The organism is Paraburkholderia phenoliruptrix (genome assembly GCF_019511605.1).
Lineage (GTDB): Bacteria > Pseudomonadota > Gammaproteobacteria > Burkholderiales > Burkholderiaceae > Paraburkholderia > Paraburkholderia phenoliruptrix_A.
The window spans coordinates 283,124-298,891 of the sequence record NZ_JAEUAV010000004.1 but is presented as its reverse complement, the minus strand read 5'-3'; the positions used below and the strand labels follow the sequence as shown (position 1 = coordinate 298,891).

The 15,768-nt window shown below is 63.4% G+C and carries 12 protein-coding genes; 7 read left to right on the top strand and 5 right to left on the bottom strand.

The annotated features are described in order from the left end of the window. Window positions 1–37 precede the first annotated feature (37 nt). The 4 genes from JNB89_RS09090 to JNB89_RS09075 form a co-directional block, all read right to left on the bottom strand. Window positions 38–880, bottom strand: a complete 843-nt coding sequence (locus JNB89_RS09090; RefSeq protein ID WP_220361963.1) for an alpha/beta fold hydrolase — start codon at window positions 878–880, stop codon at window positions 38–40. An 8-nt stretch (window positions 881–888) separates the two neighbouring features. Next, on the bottom strand, window positions 889–2,505 hold the full coding sequence (locus JNB89_RS09085; protein ID WP_220361962.1) for a benzoate-CoA ligase family protein: 1,617 nt from the start codon (window positions 2,503–2,505) through the stop codon (window positions 889–891). 124 nt (window positions 2,506–2,629) lie between these two features. Continuing rightward, a complete protein-coding gene (locus JNB89_RS09080; RefSeq protein WP_220361961.1) occupies window positions 2,630–4,225 on the bottom strand; it encodes a 3,4-dehydroadipyl-CoA semialdehyde dehydrogenase in 1,596 nt (531 codons plus the stop codon). A 20-nt stretch (window positions 4,226–4,245) separates the two neighbouring features. Next, window positions 4,246–4,713: a DUF4863 family protein gene (locus JNB89_RS09075; RefSeq protein WP_135893325.1), complete on the bottom strand. Its 468-nt coding sequence runs from the start codon at window positions 4,711–4,713 to the stop codon at window positions 4,246–4,248. A gap of 183 nt (window positions 4,714–4,896) precedes the next feature. On the opposite strand from JNB89_RS09075, the gene JNB89_RS09070 reads away from it, so the two are divergent. From JNB89_RS09070 to boxA, 4 genes are all read left to right on the top strand, one after another. Next, on the top strand, window positions 4,897–5,889 hold the full coding sequence (locus JNB89_RS09070; protein ID WP_220361960.1) for a helix-turn-helix transcriptional regulator: 993 nt from the start codon (window positions 4,897–4,899) through the stop codon (window positions 5,887–5,889). Window positions 5,890–6,003: 114 nt separating this feature from the next. Then, window positions 6,004–7,674, top strand: a complete 1,671-nt coding sequence (gene boxC, locus JNB89_RS09065; RefSeq protein WP_220361959.1) for a 2,3-epoxybenzoyl-CoA dihydrolase — start codon at window positions 6,004–6,006, stop codon at window positions 7,672–7,674. Window positions 7,675–7,742: 68 nt separating this feature from the next. Continuing rightward, window positions 7,743–9,170, top strand: a complete 1,428-nt coding sequence (gene boxB, locus JNB89_RS09060) for a benzoyl-CoA 2,3-epoxidase subunit BoxB (RefSeq protein ID WP_220361958.1) — start codon at window positions 7,743–7,745, stop codon at window positions 9,168–9,170. A 53-nt stretch (window positions 9,171–9,223) separates the two neighbouring features. Beyond that, window positions 9,224–10,462, top strand: coding sequence for a benzoyl-CoA 2,3-epoxidase subunit BoxA (gene boxA, locus JNB89_RS09055; protein ID WP_220361957.1), 1,239 nt, complete (start codon window positions 9,224–9,226; stop codon window positions 10,460–10,462). Between the two features lie 24 nt (window positions 10,463–10,486). Here the strand turns inward: boxA and JNB89_RS09050 are convergent, their stop codons facing one another. Beyond that, window positions 10,487–11,200 (bottom strand): TetR/AcrR family transcriptional regulator, encoded by a 714-nt coding sequence (locus JNB89_RS09050; RefSeq protein WP_041728751.1) that lies wholly within the window; start codon window positions 11,198–11,200, stop codon window positions 10,487–10,489. Window positions 11,201–11,541: 341 nt separating this feature from the next. On the opposite strand from JNB89_RS09050, the gene JNB89_RS09045 reads away from it, so the two are divergent. The 3 genes from JNB89_RS09045 to preA all read left to right on the top strand — a co-directional run bounded on the left by JNB89_RS09045 (window position 11,542) and on the right by preA (window position 15,765). Beyond that, a complete protein-coding gene (locus tag JNB89_RS09045; RefSeq protein WP_220361955.1) occupies window positions 11,542–12,849 on the top strand; it encodes a Zn-dependent hydrolase in 1,308 nt (435 codons plus the stop codon). 173 nt (window positions 12,850–13,022) lie between these two features. Further along, entirely contained in the window at window positions 13,023–14,372 is a 1,350-nt protein-coding gene (locus tag JNB89_RS09040) for an NAD(P)-dependent oxidoreductase (protein WP_220361954.1), read from the top strand. Between the two features lie 70 nt (window positions 14,373–14,442). Next, complete coding sequence (gene preA, locus JNB89_RS09035; protein WP_220361953.1) at window positions 14,443–15,765, top strand: NAD-dependent dihydropyrimidine dehydrogenase subunit PreA; 1,323 nt, start codon at window positions 14,443–14,445, stop codon at window positions 15,763–15,765. The last annotated feature ends 3 nt before the right edge of the window (window positions 15,766–15,768 follow it).

Here is a 15,768-nt window from a genome sequence, read left to right as displayed (position 1 = left end):
GAAATTTGAGGATTTGTTGAGAATTGTGCGATCGCGACTACCGGTGCCGGGAGACAAACGCTGCAATCACGTCGCTGAGCCGGTCCGGGGCGTCGCGATGGGGCGAGTGCCCGCATGCGTCCAGTCGGGCGAGCTGCGCATGCGGCACGTGCTGCGCAATGGTGTCGATCTGCGCCATCGTGCCGTAGTTGTCGTCATGGCCTTGCACGGCGAGTAGCGGTTTGTCGATCGCCCCGAGTTGCTGCGTGATCGACCATTGCCGGAATGCCGGATTCAACCAGATATCGTTCCATCCGTAGAACGCGGAGTCGACGTCCGCGTGATAGCGCGCGAGCTTGCCGCGCAGGTCGGTGGTTTCATAGAGCACCTTGGTCTGCGCAATGCTTTGCACGGACAGGTCTTCAACGAACACATGAGGTGCAATGGCTATCGTTCCGGCGAGCGCGAGCGGAAACAGCGCAGCATAGAGCAACGCAATCGAGCCGCCGTCGCTATGGCCGATTACCCACATACGCCGGCGTTGGTGCAGGTCGACGCGCAGTGCGTCGAGCAGCGCCGGCAGGACATCGCGCGCCTCGCGCGTCATGAAATCGACCGGCCATTTGACGTGATGCTCGCGCGGCGTCGACAATCCGTAGCCCGGCCGCGAGTAGACGAGTCCTCGCATGCCGAGCCGCTCGCACAAGGTTTGCGGCCAGTCGCGCCACATCGCGACCGAGCCCAGCCCTTCGTGCAGAAAGACCACGAGCGGCGCGTCGACTGCCGCATCGCCCGCCGCATCGTTCAGCCAGCGATATTCGATGCGCAATGGCCCGCGCGACGCGCCACCAGGCAAGTCGGCAAAATGGGTGGCCGGCGTCTCGAGGGCGGGATTCTGCATGTATCACCTTATGATAGTTCGCGCAGTTTGAAGCGCTGAATCTTGCCGGTGGCGGTTTTCGGCAAGTCGTCGACGAATACGATGTCGCGCGGATATTTATGCGGCGCGAGCCTGTCCTTCACGAAAGCCTTGAGTTCGTCCGCCAGTATCTCAGACCCTGCGAACTCGCGCTTCAATACGACGAACGCACGCGTCTTCACGAGGCCGCCGTGATCGACGCCGACCACCGCTGCTTCGAGCACTGCGTCGTGCTGCACCAGCACCATTTCCACTTCGACCGGCGACACATATTGGCCGCTGACTTTCAGCATGTCGTCGCTGCGGCCCGCGTACACATAGCAGCCGTTCGGCAGACGACAGTACTTGTCGCCGCTGCGAATCCACTCGCCGAGAAAGGTAGCGCGCGATTTCTCTCGGTTGGACCAGTACATGAGCGCTGCGCTGGGTCCTTTGATGTAGAGGTCGCCCACTTCACCGTCGCCAACCGGATGGCCGCGTTCGTCGCGCAGTTCGACTTCATAGCCTGGCACCGGGCGCCCCGTGGTGCCGTATTCGACCGCGCCCGCGCGATTCGACAGAAAAATGTGGAGCATTTCGGTCGAGCCGATGCCGTCGAGTATTTCGCAACCGAAGTGTTTCGTGAAGCGCTCGCCAATTTCGCGTGGCAATGCTTCGCCGGCCGACGTACACACACGCATCGCGACCTCTTCGCGCGCGGGCAGCTTCGGCGATACGAGCATGCTTGCATAGAGCGTGGGCACGCCGTAGAAAACGGTCGGGCGATGACGCGTGAGGCGGTCGAACACGGCATCGGCCGTGGGGCGCTCCGCCATCAGCACGGTGGTCGCGCCCACCGACAGCGGAAAGGTCAGCGCGTTGCCGAGGCCGTAGGCAAAGAAAAGCTTCGCCGCGGAAAACACCACGTCGCCCTCGACAATGCCAAGCACCGGCTTTGCATACAGCTCCGCGGTCCAGTAGAGGTTCGCATGGGTATGCACGGTGCCTTTCGGCTTGCCGGTCGAGCCCGATGAATACAGCCAGAAGGCAATGTCGTCGCAACCGGTCGCGGCGGGCTTCACGGAAGGTGCCGCCGCGTCGACGAGGTCTTCGAATACCGGTGCTGCGAGCGGCGCGCTGTCAGGCGTACTGTCACGCGTGGCCGACGCGCGAGTCGAAACGATCAACTGGCAGCCGTCGTGTTCGGCCGCTTCCATCGCCTGCATGACATTTGCGGCAAGCGCGCTCGACGCGATCACCGCGCGTGCATGACTGTGCGTGAGCATATACACATAGTCCGCTGGCGTAAGCAGCGTGTTGGCTACCACCGGCACTACGCCTGCGTAGAGCGCGCCAAGAAATGCAATGGGCAACGCCACGCTGTCCAGCAGCACCAGCAGCACCCGTTCTTCGGGATGCACGCCCAGACCGCGCAACGCGGTCGCGAAGCGCCGCGCGCGTTCGTCCAGTTCGCCATAGCTCGTCCTGCCGTTGTCGTCGATATACGCGGTCTTGCCGGCGCGCGACGCATTCAACGCAAAAAGATGAGCGGCGAAGTTGAAGCGCGCGGGCGGCGGCTCGACCGTCAGGGCGGGCTGGCTTGCAGCCGGTTCGAACAGGGCTTCCATGTGTCTCCTCCATCCAGTGGGGGCGGTCCGGCTGTTATGTGCTCATGATCCGCTAGATGCTTGCGTGCGCTGCTGCGTTACAGGGTGTTTGCTGCGTGCGTCGTGTGTGCCGTGCGCCGGGCCTTCAGGGCGCGGGCAGATGAGCGAGTTGCGCGAGTGCGTCGATTGCCGTTGCGCACGCTTGAATTGCCGAGCGCCGGTGATAGAAGCCGAGTGCGCGCAGCCCGCCGAGTTCTTCGCCGCCGCCCGCGCGTCCCGGTCCGCCGTGCAGCGACATGGGCATCACATTGCCGTGACCGGTCTGGCTGTGTTGCACGGAAGGCGACACGGCATGCACGCGGCCGTGCGAATCGGCGAGTTCGACGGCGAGCCTGCCGAGATGCGCATCGTCGTTCGAATAGATCGACGCGACCAGCGAGCCCTCGCCGCGTCGTGCGAGGGCGACGGCATGCGCTTCGGGCAATGCTTCAGCGTGGCGCGCAACGCGATACGGCGCCACGCTCGCCACCGGCCCGAACACTTCGACGTTATGCAGCAGCGTCGCGTTGTCCGGATCGTTGACGACAAAGAGATGCGGCGCCACGCACGCCGCGATGGCCGGGTCCGCGTCGACGGGAGAGGCGGACGAACCGTCATACGCGAGCACCCCTTCTTCGCGTAAAGCGGCGATACCCGCCAGCACGTTCACGTATTGCGCGTGGCTCACGAGCGAGCCCATTCTTACGGCGTCGTTGCGCGGATTGCCCACGATAACTTTGGACAGTTTCGTTGTGAGCGCATCGATTACCGCGTCCAGCGTGGCCTCCGGCACGAAGGCGCGCCGGATCGCCGTGCACTTTTGCCCGGACTTCACGGTCATTTCACGCACGACTTCGTTGATGAAAAGCTCGAACGCTGGCGTGTGGGGCTGCGCGTCCGCGCAGAGAATCGCGCTGTTCAAACTGTCCGCTTCGACGTTCAGCCGTGCGCCGCGTGCGACGAACGCCGGATGCGCTCGCAAGGTCGCGGCCGTTTCTGCCGAGCCGGTGAACGACACGACATCGAATGCCTGAACCTGATCGAGCAGCCCCGCGGAGCTGCCGCAAATCACCGACAGCGAGCCGCGCGGCAGAATGCCCGCGTCGACCACATCGGCGACCATGCGTTGCGTGAGCCATGCGGTCGCTGTTGCGGGCTTGACGATGACAGGCACGCCAGAGAGAAGCGCGGGCGCCGCTTTTTCCCACAAGCCCCACGCCGGAAAATTGAACGCGTTGATAAAGAGCGCGACGCCGCGTGTGGGCGTCAGCACGTGCTGTACGCTAAACGACTGGTCCTTGCTCAGTGCGCTTGCAGGGCCGTCGCGCAGCACGTGTACGTCGCCGAGCGAAGCGCCGAGTTTCGCGTAGTACGACAGCGTAAAAATGCCGCCGTCGATATCGACCGCCGAATCGTTGCGTGTCGTGCCGGAGTTCGCCAGTGCGATGGCGTAGTAATCGTCGCGCTTTGCCTGCAGCACCTTGGCGGCGTCGGCAAGGCGCGCTGCGCGCTGTGCGTAGGTGAGCGCACGCAGCGCGCCACCTGCCTCGTTGCGGGCATGACGGAACGCGTTCGGCAGATCGAGCCCTTCGCTCGAGACGCGCACAAGCGCTTCGCCCGTCACCGGGTCGCTCAGCGTGACACCTTCGCCAGTGCCCGCAACCCATTCACCCGCGATGTAATTGTTCAATAGTTCGATCATGGCGGCACTCGTGGCGGCACTCATGCCGCAGTGAATTCAATGGCGCCTTGCGGCAGGAGATAAAGCACGAGCGCGGCGCCTTTCGCGACCGTCGGGCGATGAGCGGAGCCGGGCTCATACACGCACCAGCCGGCGGGGTGGCCGTCGAAGGTCGCGCCTTCGGTGAGCGGCATGATGAGATCGATCTCTCCATGCGGATGAACGTGATGCGGCCCGGCCATGTCCTTCATCTCGACCACGTCGACAGAGAAACCGTGCGTGTCGGGCAGCGCCTTGAAAATGCGGCCGTAACGCAGCCCGCCGGCTTCGCGGTTGCACAGCCAGCCTTCGGCGACTCCGGCGCGGCAGGCATCGGCGATTTCCCGGAAGGTGGCGCTGTCGGCGGGATAGGTGCCGTTCAGCCAGTCTGCGAGGTCGGCGTTCAGCGGCCGGCCGGTCAGTTGCGCGGTGACCTGGGCGATCAGCCGCTGGAATTCGGATGGGGTCATGCAAGCCTCCGGACTGTGCGCATGCACGTCACTGCATGTGACGCGTTGCGCGGTCTCCGCGACGCCGCGCGAAATATCGCGGCAGTCTTTGTACATGGATCAAGGTTGGGCGAAAATTAACCGTTCACGGGGGTGTGTGTCAAGCACTATAGTACATGTACTGAGGTTTGCGAGGGATGGAACATGAAGCAAAATTACGCCACAACGCCGCCGGACGCGCCGTCGCCTGCCGTCGTCGATGAGGAAGCCGTTCGCCAGGAGCGCGCCGAGCGCGGCGGCGAACGCGAGGAACGTGATCCGTTTCTCACCGCGATGGGCGAACGCGTGCGTCTGTTGCGCGCGCGGCGGGGCATGACGCGCAAGACGCTCGCCGCGGAGACTGGCTTGTCCGAGCGGCATCTGGCAAATCTCGAGTCGGGTGTCGGCAATGCGTCGGTGCTGGTGTTGCGGCAGATCGCGGCCACCTTGAACTGCCCGCTTGCCGAAGTGATCGGCGACGAAACCACGGCGTCGGCGGAATGGCTGCTGATCCGCGAGCTGCTGCACGGGCGCGATCAGGCCGCGCTGCAGCGGGCGCGCATGACGCTGGCCGAGATGTTCGCGCAGGCGCCGCGCGACCCGCACCGCAAGGACCGGATCGCGCTGATCGGCTTGCGCGGCGCGGGCAAATCGACGCTCGGCCGGATGCTCGCGCAGGAGCGTAAGGTGCCGTTCGTCGAACTGACGCGGGTGATCGAGCAACTGGCCGGCTGCCCGCCCTCGGAGATTCACTCGCTGTACGGAGCGAGCGCTTACCGGCGCTACGAACACCGCGCGCTGGAGGCGGTCATCAACGAGCACGAGCGCGCGGTGATCGCTTCGCCCGGCGGGCTCGTGTCGGAATCGGGCACGTTCAACACGCTGTTGTCGCACTGCTTTACGGTGTGGCTGCAGGCGGCGCCGGAAGAGCATATGCGGCGGGTGGTCGCGCAAGGCGATCTGCGTCCCATGTCCGGCAACAAGGAGGCGATGGACGATCTGAAGCGCATTCTGGCCGGGCGCAGCGAGCTGTATGACCGCGCCGACATGACTTTCGACACGAGCGAAAAGACCTTGGCCGACGCCTATCTGCAACTGCGCGACCGCCTTGCTGCAAGGCTGGCCGCCGAGTCTCCCGACGAAGCGCCGACCGCGTGACCTGCACTGGTAAGTCAGGGTTAACGCGTTAACATGCATTAAAATGCTTTACATGGGTAGGGCGATGCACTATTGTTCGATCATCAACTTGCATCGTCCAGTCAGGAGACGCCCATGTCCACAGCAGAAACCGCCATTGCGCCGGTCGATTACCGCACCGATCCCTCCCAGTACAAGCATTGGAAACTGAGCTTCAATGGGCCGGTGGCGACGCTCGGCATCGACATCGCAGAAGACGGCGGCATTCGCGACGGCTACAAGCTGAAGCTCAATTCGTACGACCTCGGCGTCGATATCGAACTGCACGACGCGATCCAGCGCATCCGCTTCGAGCATCCGGAAGTGCGAACAGTCGTGGTGACGAGCCTGAAGGACCGCGTGTTCTGCTCGGGCGCGAACATCTTCATGCTGGGGGTTTCGTCGCATGCGTGGAAGGTCAACTTCTGCAAGTTCACCAATGAAACGCGCAACGGCCTCGAAGACTCGTCGCGCCATTCCGGGCTCAAGTTTCTGGCGGCCGTGAACGGTGCGTGTGCGGGCGGCGGTTACGAACTCGCGCTTGCCTGCGACGAAATCTATCTGGTCGACGACCGTTCGTCGTCCGTGTCGCTGCCGGAAGTGCCGCTGCTGGGCGTGCTGCCCGGCACCGGCGGCCTCACGCGTGTGACCGACAAGCGCCGTGTGCGCCACGATCGCGCCGACATCTTTTGCACTGTGGTCGAGGGCATTCGCGGCGAGCGCGCGAAGGCATGGCGTCTTGTCGATGAAGTCGTGAAGCCAAACCAGTTCGACGCGGCTATTCAGGCCCGCGCGCTTGAACTCGCCGCGCAGAGCGACCGTCCCTCGGACGCGCAAGGTGTGAAGCTTACCCGCATAGAACGCACGGACCGCGACGACGGCCTGACGTATCAGACGCTCGAAGTGAGCATCGACCGCGCGAGGCGCACTGCCACCTTCAACGCCCGCGCGCCGCAGGCAGCACAGCCCACGACGGTCGAGGCGATTGTCGCCGCAGGCGCCAACTGGTGGCCGCTGCAATTCGCGCGCGAACTCGACGACGCGATCCTCTCGCTGCGCACCAACGAACTCGAAGTGGGCACCTGGGTGTTTCGCACAGAAGGCGACGCGCGCAACCTGCTCGCCGTGGATGCTGTGCTCATGCAGCACAAGGACCACTGGTTCGTGCGCGAAACGATCGGCATGTTGCGCCGCACGTTCGCACGCATCGACGTATCGTCGCGTTCGCTTTTTGCGTTGATCGAACCCGGCTCATGTTTTGCCGGCACGTTCGCTGAACTGGCATTCGCCGCGGACCGCTCGTATATGGCCGCGTTGCCGGGCAACGAGGAAGAAGAGCCGGCCATCACGCTGTCGGAAGTCAACTTCGGGCTTTATCCGATGGTCACCCATCAGTCGCGGCTCGCGCGCCGCTTCTATGAGGAAGCGCAAGCGCTCGACGCCGTTCGTTCGCGCATCGGCCAGCAGATCAAAGCGGTCGAAGCCGAGCGTCTTGGTCTCGTGACCGCGGCGCCGGACGATATCGACTGGGCCGACGAAATCCGCATTGCACTGGAGGAGCGCGCGGCCATGTCGCCGGACGCGCTGACGGGGCTCGAAGCAAATCTGCGCTTTAACGGGCCCGAAACGATGGAGACGCGCATCTTCGGCCGTCTCACTGCATGGCAGAACTGGATCTTCAACCGGCCGAACGCTGTAGGCGAGAAGGGCGCGCTCAAGGTGTACGGCAAGGGCAGCAAGGCGCAATTCGACGTTTCGCGCGTCTGACGCGCGCCGCCACGCGACCTGCGCTTTACTCGCGCGCCTCCCATCTTCAGCATTGCAAGGAACCGACCATGTCGACCATCAATTACAGTGAAAAGATTCCGAACAACGTCAATCTCGCCGACGACCGCGCGCTGCAACGCGCACTCGAACAATGGCAACCCAACTTCCTCTCCTGGTGGGGCGACATGGGACCGGAAGGCTCGCACGGCTACGACGTATACCTGCGCACGGCCGTGAGCGTGGATGCCGGCGGCTGGGCGCATTTCGATCACGTGAAGATGCCGGACTATCGCTGGGGCATTTTTCTCACGCCGGGCGAGCAGGACCGCAAGATTCATTTCGGCGAGCACAAGGGCGAGGCCGCGTGGCAGGACGTGCCCGGCGAACATCGCGCGAATCTGCGCCGCATCATCGTGACACAGGGCGATACCGAGCCGGCTTCCGTCGAACAGCAACGCCACCTCGGCCTGACCGCGCCTTCCCTGTACGATCTGCGCAACCTGTTCCAGGTCAACGTGGAAGAGGGGCGGCACCTGTGGGCGATGGTGTATCTGCTGCATCGCTATTTTGGACGCGATGGTCGTGAGGAAGCCGAAGCATTGCTGGGCCGCCGTTCGGGCGACGACGACAATCCCCGCATTCTCGGTGCATTCAACGAGAAAACTCCCGACTGGCTCGCGTTCTACATGTTCACGTACTTCACGGATCGCGACGGCAAGTTCCAGCTCTCCGCGCTCGCGGAATCCGGCTTCGATCCGCTCGCGCGCACGACGAAGTTCATGCTGACCGAGGAAGCACACCATATGTTCGTCGGCGAATCGGGCGTGTCGCGCGTAATTCAGCGCACCGCGCAGGTGATGAACGAACTCGGCACCGACGACGTGGCCAGGATTCGCGCAGCGGGCGTGATCGACTTGCCGACTATCCAGCGCTATCTGAACTTCCATTACTCGGTGACGATCGACCTGTTCGGCGCGGATCATTCGTCGAACGCCGCCACCTTCTACAGTTCGGGACTCAAAGGACGCTATGAGGAAAGCAAGCGCGACGACGATCATCAACTGAACGGGCAGAGCTACAAATTGCTCGACGTGCAGGACGGCAAGCTCGTGGAGCGCGAAGTGCCCATGCTCAATGCAATGAACGAGGTGCTGCGTGACGATTACATCAAGGATTCGGTGGCAGGCGTGGGGCGCTGGAACAAGGTGCTCGAAAAGGCCGGCATCGACTTTCGCATGACTGTGCCGCACAAGGCATTCAACCGGCAGATCGGCACCTTCGCGGGCACGCGCGTCTCGCCGAAGGGCCGCGTGGTCAGCGAAGCGGAGTGGGCCGCCAACGAAGCCAGGTGGCTCGCCACGCCCGAAGACCGCGCATTCGTCGCCTCGCTGATGGGACGCGTGGTGGAGCCGGGCAAGTTCGCGAACTGGATTGCGCCGCCCGCAATGGGCGTGAACCGTCAGCCGGTGGATTTCGAATACGTGCGCTTTAACTGAACGCACGCAAAAAGCGCGGCGCGCTTTTTCAGCACTACAGGGTGGAGGCAATCATGAACGGCCCAGTGTCGATCGAGGTACTCAGGCAACATCTGATCGATCCGGAAATCTGCATTCGCTGCAATACCTGCGAAGAAACCTGTCCGATCGACGCGATCACGCACGACGAGAACAATTACGTCGTGAAGGCGGATGTCTGCAACGGCTGCATGGCGTGCGTGCCGCCGTGCCCGACAGGCGCGATCGACAACTGGCGCACCGTGCTGAAGGCCGACGCGTATCCGGTCGAAGAGCAGTTCACGTGGGACGTATTGCCTGAGCAGAACACCATGGCCGTCCCCGCGGTGGACGAAGCGCCCGTTGCGGATACGACGCGGGACGAGTCGGTAGCCAGCGGCATCGACGTCGATACCGTGCGCGGCTCCGTCGTGCCGCCTTGGTCCGCGGCAAAACCATACGTCAATCTGTATACGCACAAGGCACCGACCACGGCGACCGTGGTCGGCAATTACCGACTCACCGACGCGTCGACGCAAAGCGATATCCATCACATCGTGCTGGATTTCGGCTCGATGCCGTTCCCGGTGCTGGAGGGGCAGTCGATAGGCATACTGCCGCCCGGCGTAACCGCCGACGGCCGGGCACACCATGCGCGCCAGTATTCGATTGCCAGTCCGCGCGACGGCGAGCGGCCCGGCTATAACAACGTCTCGCTGACCGTGAAACGCGTCTCGCAGCGGCATGGCGATCCGCTTGACGGCGTCTGCTCGAACTATCTGTGCGATCTGAAAAAAGGCGACGTGGTGACGGTGATCGGCCCGTTCGGCGGCACCTTCCTGATGCCGAACCACCCGAACTCCCATCTGCTGATGATTTGTACGGGCACCGGCTCCGCGCCAATGCGTGCGATGACCGAGTACCGGCGGCGGCGCCGGCTCAAAGGTGCGACCGGCAAGCTGATGCTGTTTTTCGGCGCGCGAACCAAAGAGGAATTACCGTACTTCGGGCCGCTAACTAATCTGCCGAAAGATTTCATCGACACGAATCTGGCATTTTCGCGCACGCCCGGTCAGCCCAGGCGCTATGTGCAGGACGCCATGCGCGAGCGCGCGGTAGACGTCGCGCACATGCTCAAAGACGACAACACGCATATCTACGTGTGTGGGTTAAAGGGCATGGAAGACGGCGTGCTGCAGGCGCTCAAGGAAATTGGCGAGCAGCATCAGATGGATTGGGATGCACTGTGGGCGAGGTTGAGGAAGGAAGGGCGCCTGCATCTGGAAACCTACTGAAGCAGCGCCGCTGCACCAGAACGCCTAGCGCGCAGGGTCCGCGCCTTCCTCGCGCTGTGCCGGCGAGACCGCGCCGCACGCGCGAATCACGAGTTGCACGACTTCTTCAGTCGTCGCCTCGAACGACTTTTGCGTGAGCGCGCGCTTGCCTTTGAGCGCGCGGATCTGCGCGTCGAAGTCCGCGTAGTGCTGGGTGGTGGCCCAGATCATGTACATCAACGTGCGCGGGTTCACCGGGGCGAGCAGCCCGCGTGCAATCCAGCTGTCGATTACTTTCACTCGGCTGTCGAGCCACGGCTTGACCCGGCCCGTGAGAATGTCTTCCATATGCTCCGCGCCGTGAATGATCTCGCTCGCCCATACTTTCGAGCCGAGCGGACGCCGCCGCGACAATTCCATTTTCGCCCGCACATAGCCGCCGATTGCCTCGACGGGGTCGTCGCTGCATTCGAAGGTATCGGCCGCGCGATGCCAGTCTTCGAACAGGTCTTCGAGCACGCGGCGGTACAGCGCAAGTTTCGTCGGGAAGTAGTAATGCACGTTGGCTTTCGGTAGACCTGCGCGCTCGGCGATCATCGCGGTGCTTGCGCCGTCCAGCCCGCGTTCGGCAAAAACCGCTTCCGCACACGCCAGAAGGTGGGCTTCGTTCGACTCGCGAATGTGCGCCTTGCGCCGCCGCAAAGGCGCGCGTGTTTCGTCATGATCGGTGATGCGTGCCGCTACGTCTTCGTCTCTCATGTTCGCCTTCGTCGGCATGCGTGCCGCGTCGCGCTTCATTCTAGCCGCTCGACGCCGCGCTCACACACGTATTTCTCACGTGCCGCGCGGCCGTGCTGCAATGCAATGGCACGCTTCTCGCTCTTGTTTCTCTCGTGCGAAAGGCATTGATTTGGCGGTGTGAATCGTCTACAACCTGTCCAACTGGACAGGATTGACAGAGCGGGACATGCACCAGGGTTTGCCCTTTGTATCAGTGGGCAGCCGAGTGCATCGAGCTTGCACCGCCACCGTGCGGACACGCCCCACAACCGCCGCCCATGCACCAGTTTCATGTCGGTTCACCGAAAGGAGCGAGACGAATGAACGCGGTTACTGAAGCGCTGAAGGGCGCGCCGAAGGGTGCTCCCGTGGCGGGTGCGGACGACGCGGCGTCGGTCCGGGTCGACGGCAAGCGGCTGTGGGACAGCCTCATGACAATGGCGAAGATCGGCGCAACGCCCAGAGGCGGCGTGTGCCGCCTTGCGCTCACCGACCTCGACAAGCAGGGGCGCGACCTGATAGTTAGCTGGGCGAAGGAAGCGGGCTGCACGGTCAGCATCGACCAGATGGGCAACGTCTTCATGCGCCGCGCGGGGCGCAATCCGGACGCGCTGCCTGTGATGACCGGCTCGCATGCCGATTCGCAGCCGACGGGCGGCCGCTTCGACGGCATCTACGGTGTGCTGGGCGGTCTGGAAGTGATTCGCAGCCTGAACGATCACGGTATCGAAACAGAGCATCCCATAGAGGTCGTGATCTGGACCAACGAAGAAGGCTCGCGCTTTGCACCCGCCATGGTCGCGTCCGGCGTATTCGCGGGGGTGTTTTCCCTCGAGTATGGCTTGTCGCGCAAGGACGTAGACGGCAAGACCATCGGCGAGGAATTGCAGCGCATTGGCTATGCGGGCGATGTACCGTGCGGCGGTCGCCAGTTGCACGCGGCGTTCGAACTGCATATCGAGCAGGGGCCGATTCTCGAGGCCGAGCAGAAAACCATCGGCGTGGTCACCGACGCGCAGGGCCAGCGCTGGTATGAAATCACGTTGACGGGTCAGGAAGCGCATGCGGGGCCGACACCCATGCCGCGGCGGCGCGATGCGCTGCTGGGCGCCTCGCGCGTTGTCGATCTTGTCAATCGCATTGGGCTCGACCATGCGCCGCTCGCATGCGCGACGGTCGGCATGATGCAGGTGCATCCGAACTCGCGCAATGTGATTCCAGGCCGCGTGTTCTTTACCGTCGACTTCCGTCACCCCGACGACGCCGTGCTCGCAAAAATGGATGCCGCATTGCGCGAGGGCGTTGCTCGCATTGCCGGCGGCATTGGGCTCGAAACCGAACTCGAGCAGATCTTTTACTACGCTCCGGTTGCGTTCGACGAAGCCTGCGTGAAGTCCGTGCGCGCGGCGGCGCAGCGCTTCGGTTACTCGCATCGCGACATGGTGTCGGGCGCGGGACACGATGCGTGTTACCTCGCGCAGGTCGCGCCCACGTCGATGGTGTTCGTGCCCTGCGTGGACGGTATCAGTCACAACGAAATCGAGGACGCCACGTTCGAATGGATCGAGGCGGGCGCGAACGTCCTGCTGCACGCCATGCTCGAGCGGGCGTGCGAGCCGGTTTCATAGTGGGTGCTTCTTGGGTTGCTCTAGTGCTTTAGTGCACTAGCCGCTTCACCGCAGCGACCGCAGTAATCGCAGAAACCGTAGTAATCGCAGTGCCAGAAAAATGCCGTGCGAGCCTCGTCCACGCGAGCGCCGACCAACGCGGCTGCGTCCTCACATCGACAGAAGGAACGTGTATGGCCATCAAGCAAACCGGCGATATCGCCGCGCAGCGCCTGTCGTCCGAGCAGCTTGCCTGCGAGTTCTCCGACATTGCGCCGTTGCTCGACGCGAGTGCCGCCGCGGCGGCGGCGAACCGCTGCCACTATTGCTACGACGCCCCGTGCGTGAACGCATGCCCGACGCAGATCGACATCCCCAGCTTTATCCGCAAGATCGGCAACGGCAATCTGAAGGGCGCGGCGCTGGACATTCTGTCGGCGAATCCGCTTGGCGGCATGTGCGCGCGCGTGTGCCCCACCGAGATTCTTTGCGAAGGTGCTTGCGTGCGCAACCATCAGGATGCGAAGCCGGTAGCCATTGGCGCGCTGCAACGCCATGCGACCGATTGGGCGATGGCGCGCGGCGAAGCGCTCTTTACGCGCGCGCCCGCAACCGGCCGGCGGGTTGCCGTGCTCGGCGCGGGCCCGGCAGGTCTTTCCTGCGCGCATCGCCTCGCGCTGTTCGGCCACGACGTGACGATTTACGACCCGCATGAGAAAGCCGGCGGGCTCAACGAATACGGGATTGCGGCCTATAAGACCGTCGACGATTTCGCGCAGCGCGAAGTGCAATGGCTGTGCTCGGTCGGCGGTATCGAGATCAGGCACGGTATGGCGCTCGGTCGCGACGTCGAACTGGATGCGCTGCGCAAGCAATACGACGCGGTGTTTCTCGCGATCGGCCTCGCGGGCGTGCGTGAGCTTGGCGCGGCGGGCGAGGATCTGGCCGGCGTGATGAACGCAGTGGACTTTATCAAAACGATTCGCAGCGCGCGCGATTGGGGCAGCGTGTCGGTTGGCCGCCGCGTCGTCGTCATAGGCGGAGGCAATACGGCAGTGGACGCCGCGGTGCAAAGCCGCAAGCTCGGCGCGACTGCGGTGACGATGGTGTACCGGCGCGGCGTCGAATCCATGAGCGCGACGTGGGCAGAGCGGGAGTTCGCGCAGACCAACGGCGTCACGCTCGTCACGCACGCAACGCCGGTGCGTCTGCTCGGAGAGGGCGGCGTGGTGACGGGGGTGGAGTTCGAACGAACGCTGAGCACGGGTGACACTGAGCGCCTCGTCATTGAAGCGGACATGGTGCTGAAGGCAATCGGGCAGACGCTCGTGACCGTTGGACTCGATCGCGAACTGCTGACGCTCGACGGCAGCCGCATCGCCGTCGATGCGAACGGGCAGACCTCGCTCGCCGGTGTGTGGGCCGGGGGCGATTGTGCGGCGAGCGGCGGCGTCGATCTGACGGTACAGGCGGTGCAGGACGGCAAGCTTGCCGCCGACGCCATTCATGCGCAGTTTGCACGCACCGGCATCAAGGCCGCCTAGCGCGAAAGACCCGAGAGGCGGGTCGCATAAAACGAGTCACATAAAAACAGCCGTCCCCAAGGAGCCCAACATGGCCGATCTGCGCTGTACGATTGCCGGCATTACATCGCCGAATCCCTTCTGGCTCGCCTCCGCGCCGCCAACCGACAAAGCCTATAACGTGAACCGCGCGTTCGAGGCAGGCTGGGGCGGCGTGGTGTGGAAGACCCTCGGCCTCGACCCGCACGTGGTCAACGTCAGTTCGCGCTACGGCGCCGTGCAATGGAACGGTCAGCGTATCGCGGGGCTCAACAACATCGAGTTGATTACGGATCGTCCGCTGGAAGTGAATTTGCGGGAGATCGCGCAGGTCAAGCGCGACTGGCCTGAGCGCGCGATGATCGTGTCGCTGATGGTGCCGTGCAACGAGCGTGACTGGAAGTGGATATTGCCGCTCGTCGAAGACACCGGCGCCGATGCGGTGGAATTGAATTTCGGCTGCCCGCACGGCATGAGCGAGCGAGGCATGGGCTCGGCGGTCGGCCAGGTGCCGGAGTACATCGAAATGGTCACGCGCTGGGTCAAGGAAGGCTCGTGCCTGCCGTGTCTCGTGAAGCTCACGCCGAACATCACCGACATTCGCCTCGGTTCGCGCGCGGCATATAAAGGCGGCGCGGACGGCGTGTCGTTGATCAACACGATCAACTCGATTGTCGCAGTGGATCTCGACGCAATGTCGCCGTTGCCGATGGTCGACGGCAAGGGCACGCACGGAGGCTACTGCGGCCCGGCGGTCAAGCCGATCGCGCTCAACATGGTGGCTGAAATTGCGCGCGACGAACAAACGCCGAACCTGCCCATCTCGGGAATAGGCGGCATTTCCACGTGGCGCGATGCGGCGGAATTCATGGTGCTGGGCGCCGGCAGCGTGCAGGTTTGCACGGCGGCCATGCACTACGGCTTCCGCATCGTGACGGATCTCGCGGACGGCCTGTCCAACTGGATGGATGAAAAGGGCTACGCGACACTCGACGACATCCGCGGGCGCGCGGTGCCCAATGTCACCGACTGGAAGTATCTGAACCTCAACTACAGCATCAAGGCGCGCATCGATCAGGACAAGTGCATTCAATGCGGGCTGTGTCATATCGCGTGCGAAGACACTGCGCACCAGGCAATCACGAAAGAAAAAGCTGGCGTGCGGCATTTTGAAGTGATGGACTCCGAATGTGTGGGCTGCAATCTGTGCATGCACGTGTGCCCCGTCGAGCAATGCATAACGATGGAGCGCGTGGATAACGGCGAATACGCGAACTGGACCACGCATCCGAACAATCCGGCGCGCGTGAATGTGGCACAGAGCGAAGCACACGAAGCAGGCACGGAGCCGGCGCACGCAGCAAAAGCCGCGTGAAAC

Excerpts from the sequence above, each read along its gene's own strand:
- JNB89_RS09090 (WP_220361963.1), bottom strand. The coding sequence starts at position 880 with ATGCAGAATCCCGCCCTCGAGACGCCGGCCACCCATTTTGCCGACTTG.
- JNB89_RS09085 (WP_220361962.1), bottom strand. The coding sequence starts at position 2,505 with ATGGAAGCCCTGTTCGAACCGGCTGCAAGCCAGCCCGCCCTGACGGTC.
- JNB89_RS09080 (WP_220361961.1), bottom strand. The coding sequence starts at position 4,225 with ATGATCGAACTATTGAACAATTACATCGCGGGTGAATGGGTTGCGGGC.
- JNB89_RS09075 (WP_135893325.1), bottom strand. The coding sequence starts at position 4,713 with ATGACCCCATCCGAATTCCAGCGGCTGATCGCCCAGGTCACCGCGCAA.
- JNB89_RS09070 (WP_220361960.1), top strand. The coding sequence starts at position 4,897 with ATGAAGCAAAATTACGCCACAACGCCGCCGGACGCGCCGTCGCCTGCC.
- boxC (WP_220361959.1), top strand. The coding sequence starts at position 6,004 with ATGTCCACAGCAGAAACCGCCATTGCGCCGGTCGATTACCGCACCGAT.
- boxB (WP_220361958.1), top strand. The coding sequence starts at position 7,743 with ATGTCGACCATCAATTACAGTGAAAAGATTCCGAACAACGTCAATCTC.
- boxA (WP_220361957.1), top strand. The coding sequence starts at position 9,224 with ATGAACGGCCCAGTGTCGATCGAGGTACTCAGGCAACATCTGATCGAT.
- JNB89_RS09050 (WP_041728751.1), bottom strand. The coding sequence starts at position 11,200 with ATGAGAGACGAAGACGTAGCGGCACGCATCACCGATCATGACGAAACA.
- JNB89_RS09045 (WP_220361955.1), top strand. The coding sequence starts at position 11,542 with ATGAACGCGGTTACTGAAGCGCTGAAGGGCGCGCCGAAGGGTGCTCCC.
- JNB89_RS09040 (WP_220361954.1), top strand. The coding sequence starts at position 13,023 with ATGGCCATCAAGCAAACCGGCGATATCGCCGCGCAGCGCCTGTCGTCC.
- preA (WP_220361953.1), top strand. The coding sequence starts at position 14,443 with ATGGCCGATCTGCGCTGTACGATTGCCGGCATTACATCGCCGAATCCC.